This is a genomic window from Pseudomonas sp. Sample_20 (assembly GCF_004307585.1).
Taxonomy (GTDB): domain Bacteria; phylum Pseudomonadota; class Gammaproteobacteria; order Pseudomonadales; family Pseudomonadaceae; genus Aquipseudomonas; species Aquipseudomonas atacamensis.
The window spans coordinates 1-24,477 of the sequence record NZ_RCOA01000022.1 but is presented as its reverse complement, the minus strand read 5'-3'; the positions used below and the strand labels follow the sequence as shown (position 1 = coordinate 24,477).

Genomic DNA, 24,477 nt, shown 5'->3' with positions numbered 1-24,477 from the left:
TACAAGCTGCAAGCGGTGCTGCGTCAGAGCAGTGCCGCTCGGCTTCCGATTACTTGCAGCTTGCAGCTTGAAGCTTGCAACTGCTTTTCAGAGTTTCTTTCATGGCCCTCGACATTCACGCTCACCGCATCCTGATCCTCGACTTCGGTTCGCAATACACCCAACTGATTGCCCGCCGCGTGCGCGAGATCGGCGTGTACTGCGAACTGCACCCGTTCGACATGGACGAAGATGCGATCCGCGAATTCGCTCCTAAAGGCGTCATCCTCGCCGGCGGCCCCGAGTCCGTGCACGAAGCCAACAGCCCGCGCTGCCCGCAGGCAGTGTTCGACCTGGGCGTTCCGGTGTTCGGCATCTGCTACGGCATGCAGACCATGGCCGAGCAACTGGGCGGCAAGGTTGAAGGTTCCGAACTGCGTGAGTTCGGTTACGCCCGCGTTGACGTGGTCGGCAAGAGCCGCCTGCTCGACGGCATCGAAGACCACATCGACGCCGACGGCCTTTTCGGCCTCGACGTGTGGATGAGCCACGGTGACAAAGTCACCAAGATGCCGGAAGACTTCCACATCCTCGCCAGCACCCCAAGCTGCCCGATCGCCGGTATGTTCAACGACGACCGCGCTTACTACGGCGTGCAGTTCCACCCGGAAGTGACCCACACCAAACAGGGCGGTCGCATCCTGTCGCGCTTCGTGCTCGACATCTGCGGCTGTGAAGCCCTGTGGACGCCGTCGAAGATCGCTGAAGACGCCATCGCCAACATCCGCGCCCAGGTCGGCACCGACAACGTGCTGCTGGGCCTGTCCGGCGGCGTTGACTCCTCGGTGGTTGCCGCGCTGCTGCACAAGGCCATCGGCGATCAGCTGACCTGCGTCTTCGTCGACAACGGCCTGCTGCGTCTGCACGAAGGCGAGCAAGTGATGGCCATGTTCGCCGAGAACATGGGCGTCAAGGTAATCCGCGCCAACGCTGAGGAGCAGTTCCTCAACAACCTGGCCGGCGAAGCCGACCCGGAAAAGAAGCGCAAGATCATCGGCCGCACCTTCATCGACGTGTTCGATGCCGAATCCTGCAAGCTGGACAACATCAAGTACCTGGCTCAGGGCACCATCTACCCGGACGTGATCGAGTCGGCAGGCGCGAAAAGCGGCAAGGCCCACGTGATCAAGTCGCACCACAACGTGGGCGGCCTGCCGGAAGAAATGAACCTGAAACTGGTCGAGCCACTGCGCGAGTTGTTCAAGGACGAAGTCCGTCGTCTGGGCCTGGAACTCGGCCTGCCGTACGACATGGTCTACCGTCACCCGTTCCCGGGCCCGGGCCTGGGCGTGCGCATCCTCGGTGAAGTGAAGAAGGAATACGCCGACCTGCTGCGTCGCGCCGACCACATCTTCATCGAAGAACTGCGCAAGGCCGACTGGTACCACAAGGTCAGCCAGGCGTTCGTAGTATTCCAGCCAGTCAAATCGGTCGGCGTGGTCGGCGATGGCCGTCGTTACGCCTGGGTCGTGGCCCTGCGCGCCGTGGAAACCATCGACTTCATGACTGCACGTTGGGCGCACCTGCCTTACGAACTGCTGGAAACCGTTTCCGGCCGCATCATCAACGAAATCGAAGGCATCTCCCGCGTCACTTACGACGTGTCGAGCAAGCCGCCGGCGACGATTGAGTGGGAATGATCCCGCTGCGGTTCGAATAACGAAAAACCCTTGGTGTGAAGCCAAGGGTTTTTTCGTTTCAGGCCCCTGCAAACAGGTCAGGCGGGTAAACGACTTTGCAGGGTCATGCCGAGCTCGATCAGGCGCTCGGCTACTGCGGCGATGTCGCGGAATATCATGCCGGTGATGCGGCGCATCGACTGGTCCCAGATATAAAACCGGCCATCTGCGGTGCAATGCACCCTTGTTTGCACGATGTTGCTGGCGCTGTTGCGCCGCACGAGTGTGTATGTGCTGGGTTCTGTTTTCCGTATCACGAACATGCCATTGCGATGCAGAAGCTTTTCCAGCGTAGCGTCATTCCATGGCGGCACGGGGGCCTTGACTTGCAATCGCAGGTCAGCGAACAGAGGGTCGAAGGCGTTGCTTGTCGTGGCCCCGTTGTGAAATGGACCGCGAGCGACTTCCACGCCCGGGTCAATCCTGACGTCGGCTGCCTCGTCGGGCCAGATTTCTTCGATGCGCAAACCGATACCGCCCCTGAGTTCGCTTATGCCTGGCAGGTCCCTGAAGGTATTGGTGTTCGTGGCATCGACCAGAGCCACCCACTTGCCGGGTCTGTTGAGGAGCTTGTCGCGCTCCATGATCTGCGTTGCCAGGCGGGTCTTGATCATCTGCTCTTCGATCGAAGTGAGTGGGACTTTCAGCGTGCAGGTTTGTGCTGCGTCCAGTCCATGGACGCGGACGCCATTGGCTTGGGCAGACCTGATCAATTCGAGCATATTGAACCGGTTCTCAGGGTCGGTACCCAGGCTGGACAAATAGGTAGTGAGGTCCTCTGACATGTCTCCAGAGAGGTAGAAATGGTTGAGGTCATCCTGGGCGAAATCACTCAGCAATCCACGCACGTAGAGCGTTCTGATATGCCGCGCGAATGTTGGCATGTTCTCGATCATGAAGCGCATGCTGGCGATGCGATCGAGGGTTTCACCGACCGCCAGTCCATCGGTATTGGCAAACATCAGCTCTATCAGCTCTTCGGTTTGCATCAAGGGATCGATTTGCGGAATGAGCGGCCGTCCCGGCAGATTTGTCCATTTCAGCTCTCGAAAGAATTCTCCGGCGTTGTTCAGCAGTGCTGTTCGTTGTTCGCTGAAATGCGCCTGGTAACGGTCGGTAGCCAGTAAATAACGGCGTCCAGCGCTTGTTGACTCGGCAGAAGCGTTGGGCAAGTTCATTGCCCATCTCCTCATTCCGGGTTTTTCCGTCTCTGAAATATCTTTGAGCGCCGTAACCAGGCGCAGCGGGCACGGAACGCCTGGAAGCGGTTCGACGCGTGGCAGATCCACCGATGGTGTTGCCTCAGAAGGGCTCAAATCTGTCTCCGGCGCACACGCCTTGCCCACGCATTGGCCGCCTCCGCGCAGCCGCAGCGCAGGCATGCGCTCCCACTTGCCAGCGCTTCCCAGGCGGACCGGTAACGAATAAGCGAACTGATTGGGGCGCTCGGGATTGATGATTGCCCAGTTGCCGCTGTCCTGCGAGTCGGCGAAGTAGCGCACGTAATAGGCGGCGCCATCCATTTCGATGGCATGACCGGGCTCGTTGTCGAGGCGGTAGATGCCTTCGTATTTCCCCGGCGTCGCCTCTACGGAATGTTGCGCAAGTAACTCGTTGCATCGATAGCTGGCAGGTACTTGTGGAAATGTCGAACCTTGCCGTGTGGCAGGCGTATTCAAGGGCTCAGTGACGTCGACCAATGTCGCCCCGCTGGGGATCTTGTTTGCCAACTCGCTGCTTGCTTCTTCAGCCGCTGTGACGGGTGGCGGATCCACAGGTGGCAATAATCGCGTGTCAGCCGAGGCAAGCTCGACCAGACCACGCATCTCTTCAGCCTCGGCATACTCGACCTGTGGTCCAACTTCCAGTTGCGCGCCGGTGCCGATCAGGAACGGCACATTGAATACGGTTTCGATAGCGCTGAGCACCGCACCGATCACCCCGGCTCTACGTTCGGTCGCCGTAATGCCGTTGATCGCCTGATCGATGTTCAGCCCCATGTTCGCGACGCCGGCGCCGATCAAGGGCAAAGCCACAGGCCAGCCCACGGCCGCCATCGGGCCGAACACTTTCAGCCCGGCGCTCAGATACCCGGTCCAGAGTTTCCTGCGTAGCTCACTGTTGGACGTGAGCACCAGATGCGCCTCGGCAATCATGCCCGCGCGAGTCGACTCGCTTAACCACGTGAAGGCGTCACCGCTGATCGCAACGTTGCTGCGGTTGATCATCCGGTGATCGCTGTGGCCCCAAGTGCTCACCAGGCGGTTCATCAGATCAGTGATGTTCTCAGTGATGTGATTGCTATCAGCCAGCGAGAAGTGCTTCAGAAACAAAGAGCGTTTCTGCTCTGAATTCATCTGCTCAAGCAACCACCAGTGCAGATCCGCCGCAGTGTCCATCAACCGAAAGGCCTGGGCTTGTCCCGGCAGGTAAAGGGTCTGCCGGCCACTGTCTTCGACCAGACGCAGCACGTTGGTGGCGACGTGACCGTCCAGATCCAGCGTGCGCACCTGCGCGCCGACCGGGTACGTCGATCGGAGCATTTGCAGGGTTACCGGCCAGGTCACGGGGCCGATCAGCGAGGTGACGATGCGTTGAAAATCATTGCCGTCAACGTCCCCCTGTTGCAGCGCCTGCACCGCCTGACCGAGGAAGTTGCACTTGGCCAGGGCGCGGAAATCTTCCGACGAGGTTTGCCAGAATTTGGCCAATTGATCGCTGTAACGCGTGCTGAAATCAACGGCCCAGAATGCCTTCAGCATATCGCTGCCAAGCAGTCGCACTTCGTTGCTCTGATTGAAATTCTCCGCGTCCGGGCCATCCGAGTAGAAGCCACAGTAAAGGCCCAGCAAATCTGCGTTGTCTTGATCGGTCGCACGAAATCGATGGATCACCAACTGCGTGAGGGTGAGCGTTTCATAAGGCTTTTCCAGCAAGTGTTCCCAACCGGTAAAGGTCAGCGTGCTGCTTTGCGCCGTTTTGAATCGATGGAAATAAACCTGGTCGGGATCGAGGCCGGATAGCCCTTTGTCGGTCAGCAGTTCGATCGCAACTTGCCTGGCCGCATCGAGCAGGCTCGGGCAGTTCTGCACAATGGTCGTGGCGATGGCTTTGAGGGCGGTTTTGTCCGCTGCGTTTGGCAGCAGACGACGTTCGGGAGCGGTCATGCGGGTGTTCATCCTTGAGACACAAAGGCGGAAGATGACCGATGTGCTCAAGGGGAGGGTGTTACTCGGCTATTGCGTGTTGTCCTTTTGAAAGTGAGCCAGTGCTTTCGCAGATATCAAAGATATTCAGACCGAATCAGATCCGTATCGAACGGAGTCAGACCTTGTTCAGGTGCGAACACCCTCTGCGCCTGCTCTGCAGAGGGCACTCGTTCGCCTCGTGCCCGCACATGTAAATCGAAAAGCGTGTGCAGATCCGGCCTTGGTGTATGCACCAGGGCGCGCAGCATCAACGAAACTCCGCTGAGGTTGTTGTCGACGTTGTTCCAGCGGGGCGATGAAGTCAGCCCCAGATCGGCCCAGATCATGCGTCGCTCCTCCAGGTCCATCACGAATGGCAGGCAGATACTCGTGTCGGAGGCGATATCGATGCGGTCGACCACGGTGCGCGGCTCGAACACTTCGCCAGATGCCGTGTCGGCGCGGGCCATCCAGCCTGCGAAGCATTCCGGAAGATCACAATATGGCTGCCAGGTAAACGAATTGAGGGACGTGACGACATAGCGGACGCCCTTTTTGACGAGAACATCAAGGTCGAGGTCGATGAATTCGGAGGCGCCGTTGGGCGCGTCGACGATGTCGCCGCTGTGGTAACCGCCATAACCTTTGAGGTTGTAATAGGCGATCGCTTCCTTGAAGACGAAGTCGGTGTCGAAGAAGGCGGCCGACAAGTCGATGTCCGTACGGTCACGACCATTCTTCCACCACAGGAACAGGCGAATGAATCGCGTGTCCGGCATTGGCAACCGACTGCCGCGTACCAGTGTTCGCAGCGACTTCGCTGCGGCGCGCTGTGCCAGTGGCACCCGGTATTCGCGCAACGCCGGATCGATGAAACAACGCCCCAGTGGTGGCAGCAACGTGAAACGCGCGATCAGGGCGTTCTCGCAAATCTGTGCGGCACGTGCCAATACCTGCGGTGCGATCGACTCTCGACGATCAGCAGTGCCGAAGACTTTCGCCAGCGCTCCTTTTGGTGTGAACGCCCGCAAGGGCAGGGGGCGCGGGGCATTTACCTGGGCCAGCAATTGCAGCAGCACAGGTGAGGACACTTGCGCCGCGACAGCCGCAAAGGCGTCGAGCACCGCGTCCGGTTCTGTGGCACGCCGTAACATCACGTCCAGACGGCGCGCGAATTCTCCGGGACGATCCTGCAGCATCGGCATAAGCGCGGCGATCTGGCGTTGGGCAAGCATGGTTTCGACACGCGACCCGAACGAGGCCGGCGGATCATTGCGTCGCGCTGCGGTGATGGCCGCAAATGCTCGCGGATACTTCTCAGCGTAATCGCCTGGATGCAGGACTTCGGCCAGGCGTTTCCAGCGTTCGGCCTGGCGCATCACATCTTCCGTAACGTTGGGCGTGCGGTCGAGCAGGCGCAACAGCTTGCGCCGCATCGAACGTTTCAGTTTGCGAAAGCGCGTCTGCGCTGTCGCCAGCGACACGTCTCCACCATGCAGTGTGATCGCCACGCGCAGCACGTCCGTTGCCGTTTCGACATTTTGCTCAAGGAATTCCTCGACCCGGGCATCGTCACCGATATGCAGGATCAGCGCGCCGCCGACCAGCGCGCGAATCTCGCGGAACGGGATGGTATCGGGCAGCAGACGGAACACGTCGTTTCTGTAAGTTCGGATAAACCAAGTGACATCCGCGGCTTCCTCTTCGGACAGCGAGGTGCGCGATGAGACCAGCGGCTCCAGCAATGCCTCGAACTCGCTGACACTTCCCGGTTCGATAACCCAATGGATGAAGTTGCCTTCAAGCATGGCTGGCCGAACCTGTTCGCTGGGTGGCAGGCGCCGAAGTGTGTGGTAGTGAATGACGGCGTTGAGATACAACTCCGCCTCTGTCGCTTCGAGGACCTGATGGGGGAAGTCAGGATAGAACGGTCGGTGATGTACATGAGCACCGCTGCGACGCCGCAGGACTCGAATGACTTCACGCAGCCAATTCTTGAGTTCGACCGCAGATAGCATGCCGATTCGCTCGATTAGCGGTTCAGAGAGTACATATCGAAACGCCGCGACTTCTTTGACCGCTGATGCGACCTGCGCGCGTGTGACTCCGCCAGAGCCGGCAGGGACGTGAAGTTTTGTACGGCGCCGCAGGAACAGCTCCTGATTCATCATGATTTCTTCCTTGGTCGCCGTTTCCAGTGAGCTGAAGCTCACCTGTGCAATCGATACGAAAACGCCTGCAATAAGCAGGCGCGGTGTGGAGAGCGGAACCCCTAGTTCATGGAGGATAGAAGGAAGGTGTTCCATAGCCACGGCGGCATACTACCGGAGGTCATCGCGGCTTGTCAGCGAATCACATATTTTGAAATGGGCTCGCCTGTTGGCGAACGTCAGCGCCGCGCCACATCCGAAAAATAGAACTTGTCCAGCGTATGCCGCGATTCGGTGTATTCGAACTGGCGGCCGTCCTGCAGGAAGGTCTGGTTGCTGACCACGATGACATGGCTCTGGCCGTCGAGATCCAGGTGTTGTTGGTCGTCCTTGCTGCACGGCACGGCTTCGATGGTGCGCTGGGCGTAGGCGATCTGCAGTTGCAGGGTCTGTTCGATGTGGGCGTAGATCGAATGTTCGGCGATGTCTGCTGACAGGTCGGGGATCACGTCGCTGACGAAGTGGTTGATGTCGAGGATGACCCGTTTGCCGTCGATGCGCCGTACCCGCTTGATCCGGGTGATCGGGCTGCCGGGTTCGGCATTGATGTGTTCGAGCAGCGCACCTTCCAGCGGCACCTGACACATCTCGACCACTTCGGTGCTGACGTCGTTGCCCAGTCGCGGGTGGGTCTCCTGGAAACTGACGATGCCGCCGAGCTGGAATTCGATCGGGTTGGTCGACAGCACGAACGCGCCTTTGCCGTGAATCTTCTGAGCGAAACCGCGCTCCTGCAACTGGTCGATGGCCTTGCGTACCGTGCCACGGCTGGCCTGATAGGTGTCCATCAGCTCGGTTTCGGAAGGCAGCCGGGCGCCGCGCTCCAGGCGCTGCGTGGTGATGCTGGCAAGCAAATCGCTGTAGATCTGGTTGTATTTGCTCATGGCTGGACTCTGTGCCGACGGTGCTCAAAACCCCGAACCTTAAGGGCAGGGTAGGGGTTTGTCCATGCGGACGAAGGAAAACATCTTAGGTCAGAGTAGGAAGAATCCGCGTTTTTCTGACGTTCATCCACGGATGCAAACTCGTACAGACGAGTTGTTGCATTAACTCGTACAGACGAGTATTTTTCGTTTCGGCGTGCTGCCAATAACAACAATCCACGACGGAAGAACAAGCATGAGCCATGACTATCCGAACATCGCCAAGGAGCTGCTGGAAAGCCTTGGTGGCCGTGACAACATCGAGCAGGCGGCGCATTGCGTGACGCGTTTGCGCCTGGCGCTGAAGAACCCCGCGCTGGTGAATGTGGCCGCGCTCAATGGCGTCGATCTGGTCAAGGGTTCGTTCTTCACCGGCGGGTTGTATCAAGTGGTCATCGGCCCGGGTGATGTTGAAAAGGTTTACGCCCAACTGCGCCAGCAGACTGGCCTTGCGGCATCAACCATCGCCGACGTTAAACAGAAAAGCGCCGAGAAGATCAACGCCATGCAGCGGCTGGTGCGGGTGTTTTCCGATGTGTTCATGCCGATCCTGCCGGCGCTGATCATTGCCGGCCTGTTGATGGGCATCAACAACCTGCTCGGCGCCAAGGGCATGTTCATCGAGGGCCAGACCCTGCTCGATGCCTATCCCAACCTCGACGGGTTATGGAGCCTGATCAATCTGATGGCCAACACCTCGTTCGTGTTCCTGCCGGCGCTGGTCGGCTGGTCGGCGGCCAAGCGTTTCGGCGGCAGCGAAATCCTTGGCATAGTCCTCGGACTGATGCTGGTGCACCCGGACCTGCTCAACGCCTGGAATTACGGCAAGGCCGTGGCCGGGCTGGACGGGCAGCAACTGCCGTACTTCGACATCCTCGGCCTGTTCCAGGTGGAAAAGGTCGGTTACCAAGGGCAGATCCTGCCGATCCTGCTGGCGGCGTACGTAATGAGCGTGATCGAAAAATGGCTGCGCGCACGCGTGCCCAACGCGGTGCAGTTGCTGGTGGTGCCGATCACTACCATCGTTGTCACTGGCGTGCTGGCGTTGGCGATCATCGGCCCGGTGACCCGGCATATCGGCATCTACATCACCGAAGGGCTGGTGATGCTGTTCGATCTGGCGCCGTTGGTGGGCGGTCTGATTTTCGGCCTGTTGTATGCGCCGCTGGTAATCACCGGCATGCACCACATGTTCCTCGCCGTGGACCTGCAATTGATTTCCAGCCAGGGCGGCACCTTCATCTGGCCGATGATTGTCATGTCCAATCTGGCGCAGGGCAGCGCGGCCCTGGCGGTGTTCTGGATGACGCGCAATGCGCGAGACAAGAGCATGGCCTCGACCTCGGCGATTTCTGCGTATTTCGGCATCACCGAGCCGGCGATGTTCGGCGTCAACCTGCGCTACAAGTTTCCGTTCTACGCCGCGCTGGCCGGTTCGGCGCTGGGTTGCATGTTCCTCTCGCTGAACAAGATCCAGGCCTCGGCCATCGGCGTCGGTGGCTTGCCCGGTTTCATCTCGATCGTTCCGCAGTTCATCCCGATGTTCGTCATCGGGATGCTGATCGCCATGCTCGTGCCGTTTGCCCTGACCTGCGTGCTGAGCATGAAGATCGTCCGTCCGGGTTACCGGGTTGCCTGAAATCAATAAAGGAGTCGCGCCATGCAAGACTGGCAACGTTCGGTGATCTACCAGATCTACCCGAAGAGCTTTCACAGCCATACGGGCAACGCCACCGGCGATCTGCTCGGCATCGTCGCCAAGCTCGATTATCTGCAATGGCTGGGGGTCGATTACCTGTGGATCACGCCGTTCCTGCGCTCGCCGCAGCGCGACAACGGCTACGACATCAGCGACTACTACGCGGTCGATCCGAGCTACGGCAGCATGGCCGACTGTGAACTGCTGATCGCCGAAGCGGGCAAACGCGGGATCAAGCTGATGCTCGACATCGTGGTCAACCACACCTCGATCGAGCACGTCTGGTTCCAGCAGGCCCGCAGCAGCCTCGACAACCCTTACCGTGACTTCTACATCTGGCGCGACCAGCCGAACAACTGGGAATCCAAGTTCGGCGGTTCGGCCTGGGAATACGAAGCGCAGACCGGCCAGTATTACCTGCACCTGTTCGACCACACCCAGGCCGACCTCAATTGGGACAACCCTAAAGTCCGCGACGAAGTATTCAAAATGATGCGTTTCTGGCGCGACAAGGGCGTCGGTGGTTTTCGTCTGGACGTGATCAATCTGATCTCGAAACCGGCGGACTTCCCCGAGGACGACAGCGACGGTCGGCGCTTCTACACCGATGGGCCTAACGTGCATGCGTACTTGCAGCAAATGCACCGCGAAGTCTTCGAAGGGCATGAGCTGATCAACGTCGGCGAGATGTCCTCGACCCGCCTCGAACACTGCATCCGCTACTCCAATCCGCAGTCGAAAGAATTGTCGATGACCTTCAACTTTCATCACTTGAAGGTCGATTACCCGAACCTGCAGAAATGGGTGCGCGCGGATTTCGACTTCCTCCAGCTCAAGCAGATCCTGTCCGACTGGCAGACCGGCATGCAGGCGGGCGGTGGCTGGAATGCGCTGTTCTGGTGTAATCACGATCAGCCGCGCGTGGTCTCGCGATTCGGCAACGACGGCGAATACCGCGAGCTGTCGGCGAAGATGCTCGGCACTGCGCTGCACTTTCTGCAGGGCACGCCCTTCGTCTATCAGGGCGAAGAATTGGGAATGACCAATCCGGGGTTCGAGAGCATCGAGCAATACCGTGACGTCGAAACCCTGAATATCTTTCGCCTCAAGCGTGAAGCCGGCACCAGCGACCTCGACAACATGGCGGCGATCATGCAGAAGTCCCGCGACAACGGGCGCACGCCGATGCACTGGCACGCCGGGCACAACGCCGGCTTCACGCGCAGCGAACCATGGATTGGCGTGCCGGCCAATGCCGCACAGATCAATGTCGCGCATCAACTGCACGACCCGGAGTCGGTGCTGCATCACTATCGGCGCCTGATCGCTTTACGCCGCACTGAAGCGTTGATCTCCGATGGCATCTATCGGCAGTTGTTGCCGGAGCATCCACAGGTCTGGGCGTACCTGCGCGAGGGGACGGGAGAACGCTTGTTAGTGGTGAACAATTTCTATGGCACCGCCTGTGAGGTCGAGCTACCGGCGCTGATCGACGAAGCCCAGGAGCAGCGCCTGTTGATCAGCAACTACCCGGACTGCCCGCAACGCTCGCGATTGCTGCAGTTGCGACCTTACGAATCCTTCGTGCTGCACCTGACCGACCCCTGATTTTTTAACTGAATAACAACCTTTGAAAAAACACGCAGAACGCTGCGCGGGGGATTTGTGCGCGCTGAATTCCTGCAACCACACAATAAAAACAACGGGTGGCATATATGAGAGCAACCATAAATTACAGTCTGGCAGTCGCGGGGATTTTTCTGGCAATGCCGACGTCCTCACAGGCGCTGGAGTTCGGCGGCTATCTGCGCAGCGGTGTCGGTACTTCGGTCAACAGCGGCAGCCAGTCGTGTTTCCAGTTGCCCGGCGCGCAGACCAAATATCGCCTCGGTAACGAGTGCGAGCAGTACGGTGAGCTCGAGCTGCGCCAGGATCTGTATACCCTCGACGACGGCTCGGTGCTGAGCGTCGACGGCATGGCATCGCTGTACAACCGTTACGACCGCAGCCTGACGTTCAAGGAAGAAAACGGCTCGATTCGCCTGCCGCAGGCGTATGCGCAATGGTCGGCGATGCCCGCGCTCAACGGCGGCTCGCTGTGGGCCGGGCGGCGTTACTACAAACGTAACGACATCCATATTTCCGATTTCTATTACTGGAACCAGAGCGCCACCGGTGCAGGCATTGAAGACGTGTTGCTCGGTGGCCTGAAATACAGCTACGCCTTTTCACGCAAGGACAACCTTTATCAGAAGGATTACATCAACCGCCACGACTTCAACGTCGGCGGTTTCAACAGTAACCCGGGCGGTGAACTTGAGTTCGGCCTCAGCTACATCGACAAGCCCGACAGCCGCGACGCCCACCGTGGCTGGGCGATTACCACTCAGCACGTGCAGCAGGACTTTCTCGGCGGCAAGAACAAACTGGCGCTGCAATACGGTGAAGGGCCGGGCACCGGATTGGGCTATACCGGTAACGTCAGGCTTGATGACCGCAACAAGAGTTATCGGATCGTCGAGTTCTTCGACTGGCAACTGACGCCACGTTTTGGCGGACAATTCCAGGCGGTGTATCAGAAAGATATTCGTCAGGGCGGCGCCGATCAGAACTGGCTGTCACTCGGTGTGCGTCCGGCCTATGCACTGAGCGAGCAGTTCAAACTGGTGACCGAACTGGGTCACGATCAGGTCGAGGCGGCGGACGGCACGCGCAAGCTGAGCAAGTTCACCTTCGCGCCGACCTGGTCACCGAAAGGCCCGGAATTCTGGGCGCGGCCCGAGGTGCGTCTGTATTACACCTATGCCAGCTGGAACCAGGCAGCCAAGCGTGCCGCCAACCTGTTGGCCAAAGGTTCGGCGCTGTCCGACACGGGCGCCTTCGGCAACGCACGGCACGGCGCCAATGTCGGCTTGCAGGTTGAATACTGGTGGAAATAAGCAAAGCGGCTGCGACCGCTCATTCAATCAATACAAGCTCAGGTGATGTCATGGCCACACCCCAACAATTGCAGCTGCTGGCTCCTTTATCCGGCGTGCTGATGGCGCTGGACCAGGTGCCCGACCCGGTGTTTGCCGGGCGGATCATCGGCGACGGTTTGTGCATCGACCCGACTTCGTCAACGCTCTGCGCACCGTTGGCCGGTGTGGTCAGCGATGTGCAGACCAGCGGGCACGCGCTCACCATCACCAGTGACGCGGGTGTGCAGGTGTTGATGCATATCGGCCTGGACACGGTGAATCTCGCCGGCGAAGGATTCACCCGCCGCGTTGAAGCGGGGCAGCGGGTCGAAGCGGGGCAGGCGCTGATCGACTTCGATGCTGACTATATTGCCCTGCACGCGCGCAGTTTGTTGACCTTGATGCTGGTGGTCAGCGGCGAGACGTTCGATTCACTCGTTGGCTCAACCGGGTTGGTCGAGGTGGGCCAGCCAGTGCTGGACGTCGTGGTCGGCGCAGCCGCCGGCGAACATCCAGCGCCGGTGCCGGGCGACGCGGTGTTCTCGCAGCCGATCCATCTGCCCAATCCCAATGGCCTGCACGCGCGGCCTGCGGCAGTATTCGCCCAAGCGGCCAAAGCATTTTCAGCGACCATCCATCTGCACAAGCTGCAAGCCCAAGCCAACGGCAAGTCCCTGGTGGCAATCATGGCGTTGCAGACGGCCCATGGCGACAGTGTGCAGGTCAGCGCCGAAGGTGAAGATGCCGAGGCAGCGGTCGCGGCGCTGACACGCTTGCTGAACGAAGGCTGCGGCGAAGCGGTGACAGCGCCTGCACCGGTCGAAGCCAACGCAGCAGAAATGCCGAACATCCTGCGCGGTGTCTGCGCCTCGCCCGGTTCGGCGTTGGGACAAGTCATGCAGATCGTCGAAGCGTCGCTCACGGTCAACGAGTTCGGCGCCGAGCCGCCAATCGAACTGGAGGCGTTGAGCCAGGCCCTGATCGAAGCCGACATGGCTCTGCAACATCTGCGTGACACCGCCAGCGGCCAGGCGCAGGCGGAGATCTTCAAGGCGCATCAGGAACTGCTGGCCGACCCGAGCCTGCTGGATCAGGCCAGGGCGCTGATTGACGCGGGCAAAAGCGCGGCGTTTGCCTGGAAGACCAGCACCGATGCAACGGCGGCGATGTTTCGCTCGCTGGGCAATGCCTTGCTGGCCGAGCGCGCGGCGGATCTGGATGATGTCGGCCAGCGCGTGCTGAAGCTGATCCTTGGTGTTCACGAGCAAGCGCTGGAGTTGCCGGACGACACCATTCTGGTCGCCGATCAGTTGACCCCGTCCCAGACCGCCGGGCTCGATACGCGCAAAGTGCTCGGGTTTGCCACCGTCGGCGGTGGCGCCACCAGCCATGTCGCGATCCTCGCGCGGGCCTGTGGCTTGCCGGCGATCTGTGGCATGCCATTGCAAATGCTCGGGCTCGGCAACGGCACGCGGGTGCTGCTCGATGCCGACAAAGGCGAATTGCAGTTGCACCCGGACGCCGAGTCCATTGACCAATTGCGCACGCGGCATGAGCGCCAGCGCCAGCGTCATCAGCAGGAACTGGCGCAGGCCAGCGAGGCGGCCTGCACCCGTGACGGTCAGCACATCGAAGTCACCGCCAACGTTGCCTCGCAGGAAGAAACCGCCCAGGCCATGGAGCTGGGCGCGAATGGCGTGGGGCTGCTGCGTTCGGAATTTCTCTACCTGGGCCGTCAGCAATCGCCGAGCCATGACGAACAGGTGGCCACTTACAGCGCCATCGCGCGCACCATCGGGCCGGCACACAATCTGGTGGTGCGCACCCTCGATGTCGGTGGCGACAAACCGCTGGCCTACGTGCCGATGGACAGCGAAACCAATCCCTTCCTTGGTTTGCGCGGCATTCGCCTGTGCCTTGAGCGACCGCAACTGTTGCGTGAGCAGTTCCGCGCAATCCTCGCCTGCTGTGAACTGACGCGTCTGCACATCATGTTGCCGATGGTCACGAATCTGGCCGAGCTGCGTCTGGCGCGGCAGATCCTCGAAGAGGAGGCGCGAGTAGTCGGCATTAGGCACATGCCAAAGCTGGGAATCATGATCGAAGTGCCAGCCGCCGCGCTGATGGCCGATGTGCTGGCCCCGCACGTGGATTTTTTCTCCATCGGTACCAACGACCTCACCCAATACACCCTGGCCATGGATCGCGATCATCCGCGTCTGGCCAGTCAGGCGGACAGCTTTCACCCTTCGGTGCTGCGCCTGATCGCGATGACGGTTAAGGCGGCCCATGCCCACGGCAAATGGGTCGGCGTCTGCGGCGCCATGGCGTCTGAACGCCTTGCGGTGCCGTTGCTGCTGGGGCTCGGTGTGGATGAATTGTCGGTAAGCGTGCCGTTGATTCCGGCGATCAAGTCGGCGGTGCGGGAGGTGAATCTGGCCGACTGTCGAATCATCGCCGAACAGGTTTCGAATCTGGAAAGCGCCGCCGACGTGCGCGCAGCCTTGCAGCAGTTTCATGGGGCGAAAGTCGATGCCTCGCCGGTAATGGAGAATTGAACATGTTCGACAAATTGCAGCAGGCATTCTGGAAAGCACTGACGCCGGATCTGGTCCCGGATGAGGTGAAAGCCGTCGCCGAACCGATTGCCGGCCTGAGCGCCGAGATTGTTGCGGCGCTGGGCGGTGTGGATAACCTCAAGTCGCAGCAACCGGTGGCGCTGACTCGGGTGCGCGTGGCGCTGCACGACGAGGCCCGTGTCGACCGTCAGGCCCTGAGTGTGGCCGGTGTGGCGGGCGTCATGCCGCTTGAGGGCGGCGTGCTGCACCTGATTACCGGGCTGCGCGCATAAGGCCGACAAGACGTGCGGCCGCAGGTCGCCCTTACTGTTTCTCAACTGCGGGTGTATCGTATTCGCCTTTTGCGGATCCCTCGGGGTCTGTCGCTGATACGTGAGGTAGTTGAGTTCATGTCCTTTACCCGTCGCCAAATCCTCGGTGGCCTGGCCGGTCTTGTTGTCGTTGGCGTGGGCGCGGGAGGCGCGTCGCGTTACTGGCTGGGCAAGATGGCCGACGCCGAGGCCGGCCACGACTATGAACTGATCGCCGCGCCGCTCGATGTCGAGCTGGTGCCGGGCCACAAGACCGAAGCCTGGGCGTTCGGCCCGTCGGCGCCGGGCACCGAGTTGCGTGTGCGTCAGGGTGAATGGCTGCGGGTGCGCTTCATCAATCACCTGCCGGTGGCGACTACCATTCACTGGCACGGCATCCGCCTGCCGCTGGAGATGGACGGCGTGCCCTACGTATCGCAACTGCCGGTATTGCCGGGCGAATACTTCGACTACAAATTCCGCGTGCCGGACGCCGGCAGCTATTGGTATCACCCGCATGTCAGCAGCAGCGAGGAACTGGGGCGCGGGCTGGTCGGGCCGCTGATCATCGAAGAACGCGAGCCGACCGGGTTCAAGTACGAGAAAACCCTGAGCCTGAAGAACTGGCACATCGACGAGCAAGGCCAGTTCGTCGAATTCAGCATCCCCCGCGAAGCGGCCCGTGGCGGTACCGCTGGGCGCCTGTCGACGATCAATGGTGTGCCGTTGCCGGTGATTGATCTGCCGGCCGGGCAGATCACCCGGGTGCGTTTGCTCAATCTCGATAATACCCTGACCTATCGCATCAACATCCCCGGTGTCGAAGCGAAGATCTACGCGCTGGATGGCAACCCGGTCGAGCCCCGCCCGTTGGGCAAGGAATACTGGCTCGGCCCCGGCATGCGCATTTGCCTGGCGATCAAGGCCCCGGCGGCGGGTGAAGAGTTGTCGCTGCGCAACGGCCCGGTGCGTCTGGGCACGCTACGTTCGGTCGCCAACACCGACGCGCCGACGGACTGGCCGAAAGCCCTGCCGGCCAACCCGGTGGCCGAGCCGGACCTGGCCAATGCCGAGAAACTCAACTTCAATTTCGAATGGGTCGGCTCGGTCTCGGTGAACACCGAAAACGGCAAACCGCCGAGCCTGTGGCAGATCAACGGCAAGGCTTGGGACATCACCGACAAGACCTGTGCTGACCGACCGATTGCCAGCCTGAAACTGGGTCAGAGCTATATTTTCGAATTGAAGAACATGACCCAGTACCAGCACCCGATCCACCTGCACGGCATGAGCTTCAAGGTGATCGCATCGAACCGGCACAAAGTCATTCCGTATTTCACCGACACCTATCTGCTGGGCAAGAACGAGCGTGCGCAAGTGGCGCTGGTGGCGGATAACCCGGGGGTGTGGATGTTCCACTGCCATGTCATCGACCACATGGAAACCGGCCTGATGGCCGCGATCGAGGTGAAGTGATGCGCCAGATCCGCCCGGCGGCGATCATCGACCGCAGCCGCGACCGCGACTTCATGCGCGAAGCCCTGACCCTCGCCGCACAGGGCGCCGCCCTCGGTGAGGTGCCGGTGGGCGCGGTGCTGGTGCACGATGGCGTGATCATCGGTCGCGGCTTCAATTGCCCGATCAGCACCAGTGACCCGAGTGCCCACGCCGAAATGGTCGCGATCCGCGCCGCCGCGCAGGCAGTGGATAACTATCGCCTGCCGGGCAGCACGCTGTATGTGACGCTGGAACCGTGCAGCATGTGCGCCGGGCTGATCGTGCATTCGCGGGTGGCGCGGGTGGTGTACGGCGCGCTGGAACCCAAGGCCGGGATTGTGCAGAGTCAGGGACAGTTTTTTACCCAGGGCTTTTTGAATCACCGGGTGCTGTATGAGGGCGGGGTGCTGGCTGAAGAGTGTGGTGCGGTGCTGACCGAGTTTTTCCGCGCCAGACGCACCAAAAGCCCCTCACCCTAACCCTCTCCCAGAGGGAGAGGGGACCGACCGAGTTGGATGGACCAAGTCCGCCGACCTGAAATACCGAGTCGGACTCAAGTTTTGAAAAGCTCAACAATCAGCTCCCTCTCCCTGGGGAGAGGGCTGGGGTGAGGGGCAGGCCCACCGCGGTCATGGGAAAATACGCTTACTTCCTGGCGACGATAACTGCCCGCATCGGCGCCGGCAGCCCTTCAATGGTTTTGCTGTGATCCTCAGGATCCAGAAAATCACTCAGCGACTGATACTTCATCCACTCCGTCCCGCGTTGTTCTTCCACCGTCGTGGTACTGACATCCACACAACGAATATCGCTGAATCCGGCTCTGCGCAGCCACAATTCCAGCGCCGGCACCGACGGCAAAAACCACACGTTGCGCATCTGCGCGTAGCGATCTTCCGGCACCAGCACCTGATGCTTGTCGCCTTCGACCACGAGGGTTTCCAGCACCAGTTCCCCACCCTTGACCAGGCAATCCTTCAGCGCCAGCAAATGCTCGATCGGCGAGCGACGGTGATAGAACACGCCCATGGAAAATACTGTGTCGAAGCCTTCCAGATTCGGCGGCAGGTCTTCAAACGGGAACGGCAGGTGCCAGGCATTCGGCTCGGACAAGTAACGCTGCACAGCCTGGAACTGGCAGAAGAACAGCCAGTTCGGGTCGACACCGATCACGCTGTCGGCACCGGCGCCGAGCATGCGCCACATGTAGTAGCCGTTGCCGCAGCCGACATCGAGGATGCGTTTGCCCTTCAGGTCGAGGTGCGGGGAGACGCGCGACCACTTCCAGTCCGAACGCCATTCGGTGTCGACATGCACACCGAACAGGTCGAACGGCCCTTTGCGCCATGGCGAGAGGCCCATCAGCGCGGTGCGCATCTGCGCGCGGGTGTCGTCGTCGCAATCGGTGTCGAGTTTCAGGCCGTTGAGCAGGTCGATTTCGCTTGGCTGGATTTTCGGCAAGGCGTCCAGCGCACTTTGCCAGCGCTCCAGATCGCCGTGGCCCTTCTCCATTTTCTTGTCGAGTTGCGCTTGCAGGGAGTTGGCCCATTCGGCCAGCGGTGTGCCGGCCAGACGGCGGGCGAGGGGGGACAGATCAATCATGGCAAGGCAATCAACGAGGCAAAGTTAAGACACTGGAACCACGGCACGACTTTCGAGAACCCGGCGGCCAGCAGGCGTTCGCGGTGTTCTTCGAGGCTGTCGGGCTTCATGACGTTTTCGATGGCGCTGCGCTTCTGGGCGATTTCCAGTTCGCTATAGCCGTTAGCGCGTTTGAACGCCACGTGCAGGTCGGTGAGCAGGGCGTGTTCTTCGGCATCGTTGAAGCGCAGCTTTTCCGAGAGAATCAGCGCGCCGCCGGGCAACAACGATTGGCGAATGCGCGAGAGCAACGCGGTGCGCTGGTCCGGGGCGATGAATTGCAGGGTGAAGTTCAGCGCCACCACCGAGGCCGGTTGAAACTCCAGCGCGAGGATATCGCCCTCGATCACCTCGACTGGCAGCAATTCCTGAAACATCGAATCCTGACCATTGAGGTACTCACGGCAACGCTCGACCATCGCCGCCGAGTTATCCACAGCGATGACCCGGCAACCGTCAGTGCGCACATGACGGCGCAGGGCTTGAGTGACTGCCCCGAGCGACGAACCGAGGTCGTAGAGCACGCTGTTCGGCTGGGCGAACTGCGCCGCGAGCACGCCGAGGTTTTCGACGATGGTCGGGTAACCCGGCACCGAGCGCTTGATCATGTCCGGGAATACCCGCACCACGTCTTCATTGAAGGCGAAGTCAGGCACCTGGGCCAAAGGCTGGGCGAATAGGCGATCGGGTTCTTTGCTCACGGCGGCGTCCGGCGGTGTCGGTGGAAAAGGCCGGCATTTTAGCCAAAGTGCGGCATGGATGCTTGAATTGCTGATAAGCCGCTTCGGTGCGGTTAAAGACGGGTGATTCGGCGACTTTGAGTCGCCGCGCACGAGGCGATCTGAAGTTGTGAGTCACGCTCTGCGCAGCTCAGCGGGCCAAGGCTGTCTCAGCTGTCGATATAATTGACTGCGAAATTCCCGTTCAGCTTGATTCCAGGGGTTATCACACCGCCGTAGTCCTGGACCGTATCGATGGCATATACGCCGGAGACGGACTTGGAGAAATGGTCAACGGTCAGCTTCAGGGTCATGCTGATCGGCGTATATCGTATGTTGGCCTTCCCCGTCTCGGTGTCGACCTTTACCTTGGCATGGCCGAGGTTGTATTCGGCAGTCACGATGTCGTTATCGAAAGTGAACTCAATCTTGTAAATATCCTGATCAAGTGGGAGATAGTCGGCGCCCGTGATGGTAATTCGCTCGGTGCGGAACGCAGTGACTAACGGAAAGCTGAACGCCTCTGCGCCTTCAATCTGGCAGGTGAAGGCGTTGGCTTGGGGTTTGGAATCCTTGTCTTGAGTGCTCATGGCCGTTCCTTGAATACGCGACAGCTCATGGGGAGCTGCTCTGCGTCCACTCTAAACGTGAGTGCGAAGGACTGGTAACTGACAGAAATGACAGTTTTTTATACTAATAGATCATGGAATCGTGCGCGGTTATCGCGAATGTCAGGAAGGATTCGCGAACCCGATCATTCCACGGAAATGGCGCAGTCAAAGGTTTCCACTGGCAGCACTTCCGGAGCCCACGGTTGTTGCGAAGTCAGGCGCAAACGCCCGGTGCCGGCCGCGAAGGCCTGGAAGCGCCAGGTCGAAACCCCCGCTGCGCCCACCACGCCGGCATCTTCCGGATTGCTGTAAACCTCGGGGCTGAGGGCGCGCAACACGCCGCCAGCCGAATCCTGAATCGCCCAGCGGTAGCCGGTGGTCGGGTTGCTTGGCAGGCTGATGATCAGGTTTTGCCCGACGTTGAGCCGCACGGGGCATTCGCTTTGTTTTTCCACGGTCACGTTGTGTTTCGGTTGCGTGGCGCAGGCCGCCAGCAAGGAAAGGGCGAGGGGGACAAACAGGCGAATGGGGGACATAAGGTCAGCAGCTCCGGCGGTTACGACGAACGGCGAGCATAACTGAAGATGAGACAAAGTGTGACAGTCAGGGAGAGGGGTGTTGCAAGAGCTGACGCCTTCGCGAGCAGGCTCGCTCCCACAGTGATCAGCAGTGTCGACAGATTTTGTGTTCACTGCATCACCGTGTGGGAGCGAGCCTGCTTGCGAAGGAGGTATAGCAATGATCATCAGAAGAGAACCCTCGCCGCGTCCCCAAGCTTCTCAACGAAACGCACGGTATCGCCTGTCTCTGCTGATGAAGACATGGGTTGCCTCAGTCAATCCTTGGCCAGGTAAATATCGAAATCTGCGTTGATGTTCAAAATCAACCCGTTGGGTGTTTTGGCTTTTACCAACAAGGTCTTCGCGTGGTAGCGACGTTCATCGGTAACTTCCAGTTCAAGCGTTGCTTCAAGTATGTCCAGGCTCCAATTTATATATCCATCGCCCACGTAGCGCATTTCGCTATATTGCAACAGCGTAAATGGGCCCCCCACGCTTGGATAGTGATAGGTTCCAGAAGTGATTTCTTTCTTCAGGTGAACTGAAAATGAGCGCGCATCACTGGTTATATAAGTGTCTTGGTAAACTGTTCCGCTTTGGGTGTTGAAGTTAATGTCTTCCAGAAAAAATGCATCAGTGTAGTTTAGGCCCGAAGAGTGAAATGGAGCTCGTGCAAATGACGTTTCGCCCGGTTCCGCAGAAACAGGAAACGTCGCGTTGAATTCTCCGGTCAGGTTTTGCAATCTCGTGCTTGCTGGAGTTCTTTTAGACTGCATGCTGCTTGAAACTGTCGGACTGCTGTTGAAGGTCACTAGAACGTCAAAGCGCGACGTGATTCCAAGGATTTCTCCGTTGATCAGCACTTCGAATCGGAGCTCACCAGAGTAACGGCGCCCGTCTTCAGTAATGCTCAACTCAAGTTCAGCCTTGGTTGCCTTGTGAACCACGAAGTTGAAATTGGTGTCGGAGTTTTGAAATTCTCCATAGGTTACCTGGACCACTGAAGCGTCCCGCGGAAATACGTAGGTGCCCGATGCGATCTCTGATTTAAGCGTAATGCCTATGCTTCGATGGTCGCTGGTTGTCGTGGGTAATGGCTGCGTGCCCGAGTTGCTATCAAAGTTCAGATACTCAAGGGATCTGGCCATTCGGTTGTGCACTGTCTGCGAGTGATAGGGATAGCGTGCTTCGCCTGGATCGCCGGGTCTGGTGAATGAAGCTTCGAAGCGTCCGCAAAGGTTATGCATGTAGCGGGTATGAAGCGCGTTGTGATTGTTCATCAGGTACTCACGAGTAGACGACAAATAGAACAATCAGTGTGGGTAGTGCGCATGAAAAAAAGTACTGTCAGAGTTGACAGTACTTTAGATTCCTATGCTTGGATCTGACTGGTTTTAACAGCAGATTCATATAAGCGCTGCGGTACGCCCCGCAGCACTTAAACTCGCGTTAGAACAAGACTTTCGCCACATCCGCAAACCGCTTGGCAAAGTGCACGGTAATCCCTTCCTTCAGATAATCCGGCAATTCCTCAAAGTTACCCCGGTTCGGCTCCGGCAGAATCAGCTCGAAAATCTTCTGCCGGCGCGCTGCGATCACTTTCTCGCGCACGCCGCCGATTGGCAGTACATGCCCGGTCAGGGTCAGTTCGCCGGTCATCGCCACGCCTTTTTTCGGTGGCTGATTACGTGCGAGGGAGAGCAGGGCGCTGGCCATGGTTACGCCGGCGCTCGGGCCGTCCTTCGGCGTTGCGCCTTCGGGCACGTGCAGGTGGACGAAGGCTTCGTCGAAGAACTTCGCGTCACCACCAAACTGCTTGAGGTGCGAGCTGACGTAGCTGTAGGCGATCTCCGCCGATTCCTTCATTACATCGCCGAGCTGCCCTGTGAGCTTGAAGCCACGATTCAAGGTATGAATCCGCGTGGCCTCGATCGGCAAGGTCGCGCCGCCCATGCTGGTCCAGGCCAGGCCGGTAATCACGCCGGTGCCGGACAGCACTTGTTCGTTGCGGAATACGGGATGGCCCAGCGAGGCTTCGAGGTCTTTCGGCCCGAGTTTGATCACCGCTTTCGGATCGTCGATCAGCTTCATCACCGCTTTGCGCACCAGTTTGCCCATCTGCTTTTCCAGCTGCCGCACGCCGGCTTCACGGGCATAGCCGTCGATCAGGGCTTTGAGCGCGGTGTCGCTGATGCTCAGGCTGCCTTTTGATACGCCGGCCTTTTCCAGCAGTTTCGGCCACAGGTGACGCTTGGCAATAGCGACTTTTTCTTCGGTGATGTAGCCCGACAGGCGAATCACTTCCATACGGTCCAGCAACGGGCCGGGGATCGAGTCGAGGGTGTTGGCGGTGCAGACGAACAGCACCTTCGACAGATCCATGCGCAGGTCGAGGTAGTGGTCGAGGAATTCAACGTTCTGCTCAGGATCGAGGGTTTCCAGCAGCGCCGAGGCCGGGTCGCCCTGGTAGCTCTGGCCCATCTTGTCGATCTCGTCGAGCATGATCACCGGGTTCATCACCTCGACGTCTTTCAACGCCTGCACCAGTTTGCCCGGCTGGGCGCCGATGTAGGTGCGGCGGTGGCCCTTGATCTCGGCTTCATCGCGCATGCCGCCGACGCTGAAGCGGTAGAACGGCCGGCCGAGGGATTCGGCAATGGATTTGCCGACGCTGGTCTTACCCACGCCTGGCGGGCCGACCAGCAACACGATCGAGCCGCTGATCTCGCCTTTGTACGCACCAACAGCGAGGAATTCGAGGATGCGATCCTTGATGTCGTCCAGACCGGCGTGATGCTTGTCGAGGATTTTGCGTGCGTGCTTGAGGTCGAGTTTGTCCTCGCCGTACACGCCCCACGGTACCGATGTTGCCCAGTCCAGATAATTACGCGTAACCGCGTACTCCGGCGAGCCGGTTTCCAGGATCGACAGTTTGTGGGTTTCTTCCTCGAGGCGTTTCTGCACCTGCGCCGGCAGGGTTTTACCTTCCAGACGCTGTTGGAACTGTTCGAGGTCGGCGCTGCGGTCGTCCTTGGTCAGGCCGAGTTCCTGCTGAATGACCTTGAGCTGTTCCTTGAGGAAGAACTCACGCTGATGCTCGCCGATCTTGCGGTTAACTTCTGCGGAAATCTCTTTTTGCAGGCGCGCGACTTCGACTTCCTTGCGCAGCATCGGCAGGACTTTCTCCATGCGCTTGAGCATCGGCACGCAGTCGAGCACTTCTTGCAGCTCGGGGCCGGTGGCGGAGGTCAGGGCGGCGGCGAAGTCGGTCAGCGGCGACGGGTCGTTGGGGCTGAAGCGGTTGAGGTAATTTTTCAGCTCTTCGCTGTACAGCGGGTTGAGCGGCAGCAGCTCCTTGATCGCATTGATCAGCGCCATGCCGTAGGCCTTGACCTCGTCGGTCGGCTCGGTGGGCTGGTGCGGGTATTCGACTTCGACCAGGTACGGCGGTCGGTGGTGCTTGAGCCAGGTCTTGATGCGCACACGGCTCAGGCCCTGGGCGACAAATTGCAGTTTGCCGTTTTCGCGGCTGGCGTGGTGGACCTTGACCAGCGTGCCGTATTCGGGGAGGGCGCCGGTGTCGAAATGGCGCGGGTCTTCCTGGGGCGTGTCCATGAAGAACAGGGCCAGGGAGTGGTGTTCGGATTTGCTGACCAGTTCGAGGGTTTCGGCCCACGGCTCTTCATTGACGATGACCGGCAGGACCTGGGCCGGGAAGAACGGACGGTTGTGGATCGGGATGATGTAGACCTTGTCCGGCAGGTTTTGCCCGGGCAGTGCCAGGCCGGTGCCGGAGGAGGTGTGTTCGATGTGGTCGGTTTCGTAATCGTCGTGGTTGTCCGGGCGATCTTGCTGGTCGGTCATGGGGCACCTGCGCAATGG

General features: G+C 59.7%; 17 protein-coding genes. 8 read left to right on the top strand and 9 right to left on the bottom strand.

The genetic code is table 11. The annotated features are described in order from the left end of the window. Positions 1-101: 101 nt before the first annotated feature. On the top strand, positions 102-1,679 hold the full coding sequence (guaA, locus tag D8U70_RS06050) for a glutamine-hydrolyzing GMP synthase (RefSeq protein ID WP_016773344.1): 1,578 nt from the start codon (positions 102-104) through the stop codon (positions 1,677-1,679). A 77-nt stretch (positions 1,680-1,756) separates the two neighbouring features. On the opposite strand, the gene D8U70_RS06045 is transcribed toward guaA, so the two are convergent. The 3 genes from D8U70_RS06045 to treR all read right to left on the bottom strand — a co-directional run bounded on the left by D8U70_RS06045 (position 1,757) and on the right by treR (position 8,000). Then, a complete protein-coding gene (locus D8U70_RS06045) occupies positions 1,757-4,885 on the bottom strand; it encodes a membrane-targeted effector domain-containing toxin (RefSeq protein ID WP_130928486.1) in 3,129 nt (1,042 codons plus the stop codon). 116 nt (positions 4,886-5,001) lie between these two features. Next, positions 5,002-7,212: a TerD family protein gene (locus tag D8U70_RS06040; protein ID WP_241664636.1), complete on the bottom strand. Its 2,211-nt coding sequence runs from the start codon at positions 7,210-7,212 to the stop codon at positions 5,002-5,004. Positions 7,213-7,295: 83 nt separating this feature from the next. Continuing rightward, a complete protein-coding gene (gene treR / locus D8U70_RS06035) occupies positions 7,296-8,000 on the bottom strand; it encodes a trehalose operon repressor (RefSeq protein WP_110647051.1) in 705 nt (234 codons plus the stop codon). Positions 8,001-8,235: 235 nt separating this feature from the next. Between treR and treP the strand changes: the two genes are divergently transcribed. The 7 genes from treP to tadA all read left to right on the top strand — a co-directional run bounded on the left by treP (position 8,236) and on the right by tadA (position 17,543). Continuing rightward, positions 8,236-9,678, top strand: a complete 1,443-nt coding sequence (treP, locus tag D8U70_RS06030) for a PTS system trehalose-specific EIIBC component (RefSeq protein ID WP_130928485.1) — start codon at positions 8,236-8,238, stop codon at positions 9,676-9,678. A 21-nt stretch (positions 9,679-9,699) separates the two neighbouring features. Then, on the top strand, positions 9,700-11,346 hold the full coding sequence (gene treC / locus D8U70_RS06025; protein ID WP_130928484.1) for an alpha,alpha-phosphotrehalase: 1,647 nt from the start codon (positions 9,700-9,702) through the stop codon (positions 11,344-11,346). A gap of 107 nt (positions 11,347-11,453) precedes the next feature. After that, complete coding sequence (locus D8U70_RS06020; protein WP_122706574.1) at positions 11,454-12,677, top strand: carbohydrate porin; 1,224 nt, start codon at positions 11,454-11,456, stop codon at positions 12,675-12,677. Between the two features lie 50 nt (positions 12,678-12,727). After that, positions 12,728-15,256 carry a phosphoenolpyruvate--protein phosphotransferase gene (gene ptsP, locus D8U70_RS06015; RefSeq protein WP_130928483.1) on the top strand — a complete coding sequence of 843 codons (2,529 nt, stop codon included), beginning with the start codon at positions 12,728-12,730 and terminating at the stop codon, positions 15,254-15,256. A gap of 2 nt (positions 15,257-15,258) precedes the next feature. Next, positions 15,259-15,549, top strand: coding sequence for a PTS transporter subunit EIIB (locus tag D8U70_RS06010; protein ID WP_076564036.1), 291 nt, complete (start codon positions 15,259-15,261; stop codon positions 15,547-15,549). 117 nt (positions 15,550-15,666) lie between these two features. After that, complete coding sequence (locus D8U70_RS06005; RefSeq protein WP_024014196.1) at positions 15,667-17,043, top strand: multicopper oxidase family protein; 1,377 nt, start codon at positions 15,667-15,669, stop codon at positions 17,041-17,043. Continuing rightward, positions 17,043-17,543, top strand: a complete 501-nt coding sequence (gene tadA, locus D8U70_RS06000) for a tRNA adenosine(34) deaminase TadA (RefSeq protein ID WP_071173476.1) — start codon at positions 17,043-17,045, stop codon at positions 17,541-17,543. The genes D8U70_RS06005 and tadA overlap by 1 nt, the downstream gene beginning before the upstream one ends. 166 nt (positions 17,544-17,709) lie before the next feature. Here tadA and cmoB read toward each other — a convergent pair whose 3' ends face one another. The 6 genes from cmoB to lon form a co-directional block, all read right to left on the bottom strand. Then, positions 17,710-18,666, bottom strand: a complete 957-nt coding sequence (gene cmoB, locus D8U70_RS05995; protein ID WP_130928482.1) for a tRNA 5-methoxyuridine(34)/uridine 5-oxyacetic acid(34) synthase CmoB — start codon at positions 18,664-18,666, stop codon at positions 17,710-17,712. Then, positions 18,663-19,406 (bottom strand): carboxy-S-adenosyl-L-methionine synthase CmoA, encoded by a 744-nt coding sequence (cmoA, locus tag D8U70_RS05990; protein WP_016773355.1) that lies wholly within the window; start codon positions 19,404-19,406, stop codon positions 18,663-18,665. Before cmoA ends, cmoB begins: the two co-directional genes overlap by 4 nt. A gap of 188 nt (positions 19,407-19,594) precedes the next feature. Then, positions 19,595-20,014, bottom strand: a complete 420-nt coding sequence (locus D8U70_RS05985) for a hypothetical protein (protein ID WP_073473263.1) — start codon at positions 20,012-20,014, stop codon at positions 19,595-19,597. 164 nt (positions 20,015-20,178) lie between these two features. After that, complete coding sequence (locus D8U70_RS05980) at positions 20,179-20,571, bottom strand: protease inhibitor I42 family protein (protein WP_073473261.1); 393 nt, start codon at positions 20,569-20,571, stop codon at positions 20,179-20,181. A gap of 299 nt (positions 20,572-20,870) precedes the next feature. Next, positions 20,871-21,875, bottom strand: a complete 1,005-nt coding sequence (locus D8U70_RS05975; RefSeq protein WP_130928481.1) for a hypothetical protein — start codon at positions 21,873-21,875, stop codon at positions 20,871-20,873. Positions 21,876-22,044: 169 nt separating this feature from the next. Beyond that, positions 22,045-24,459: an endopeptidase La gene (lon, locus tag D8U70_RS05970; protein ID WP_024014191.1), complete on the bottom strand. Its 2,415-nt coding sequence runs from the start codon at positions 24,457-24,459 to the stop codon at positions 22,045-22,047. Positions 24,460-24,477 lie beyond the last annotated feature (18 nt).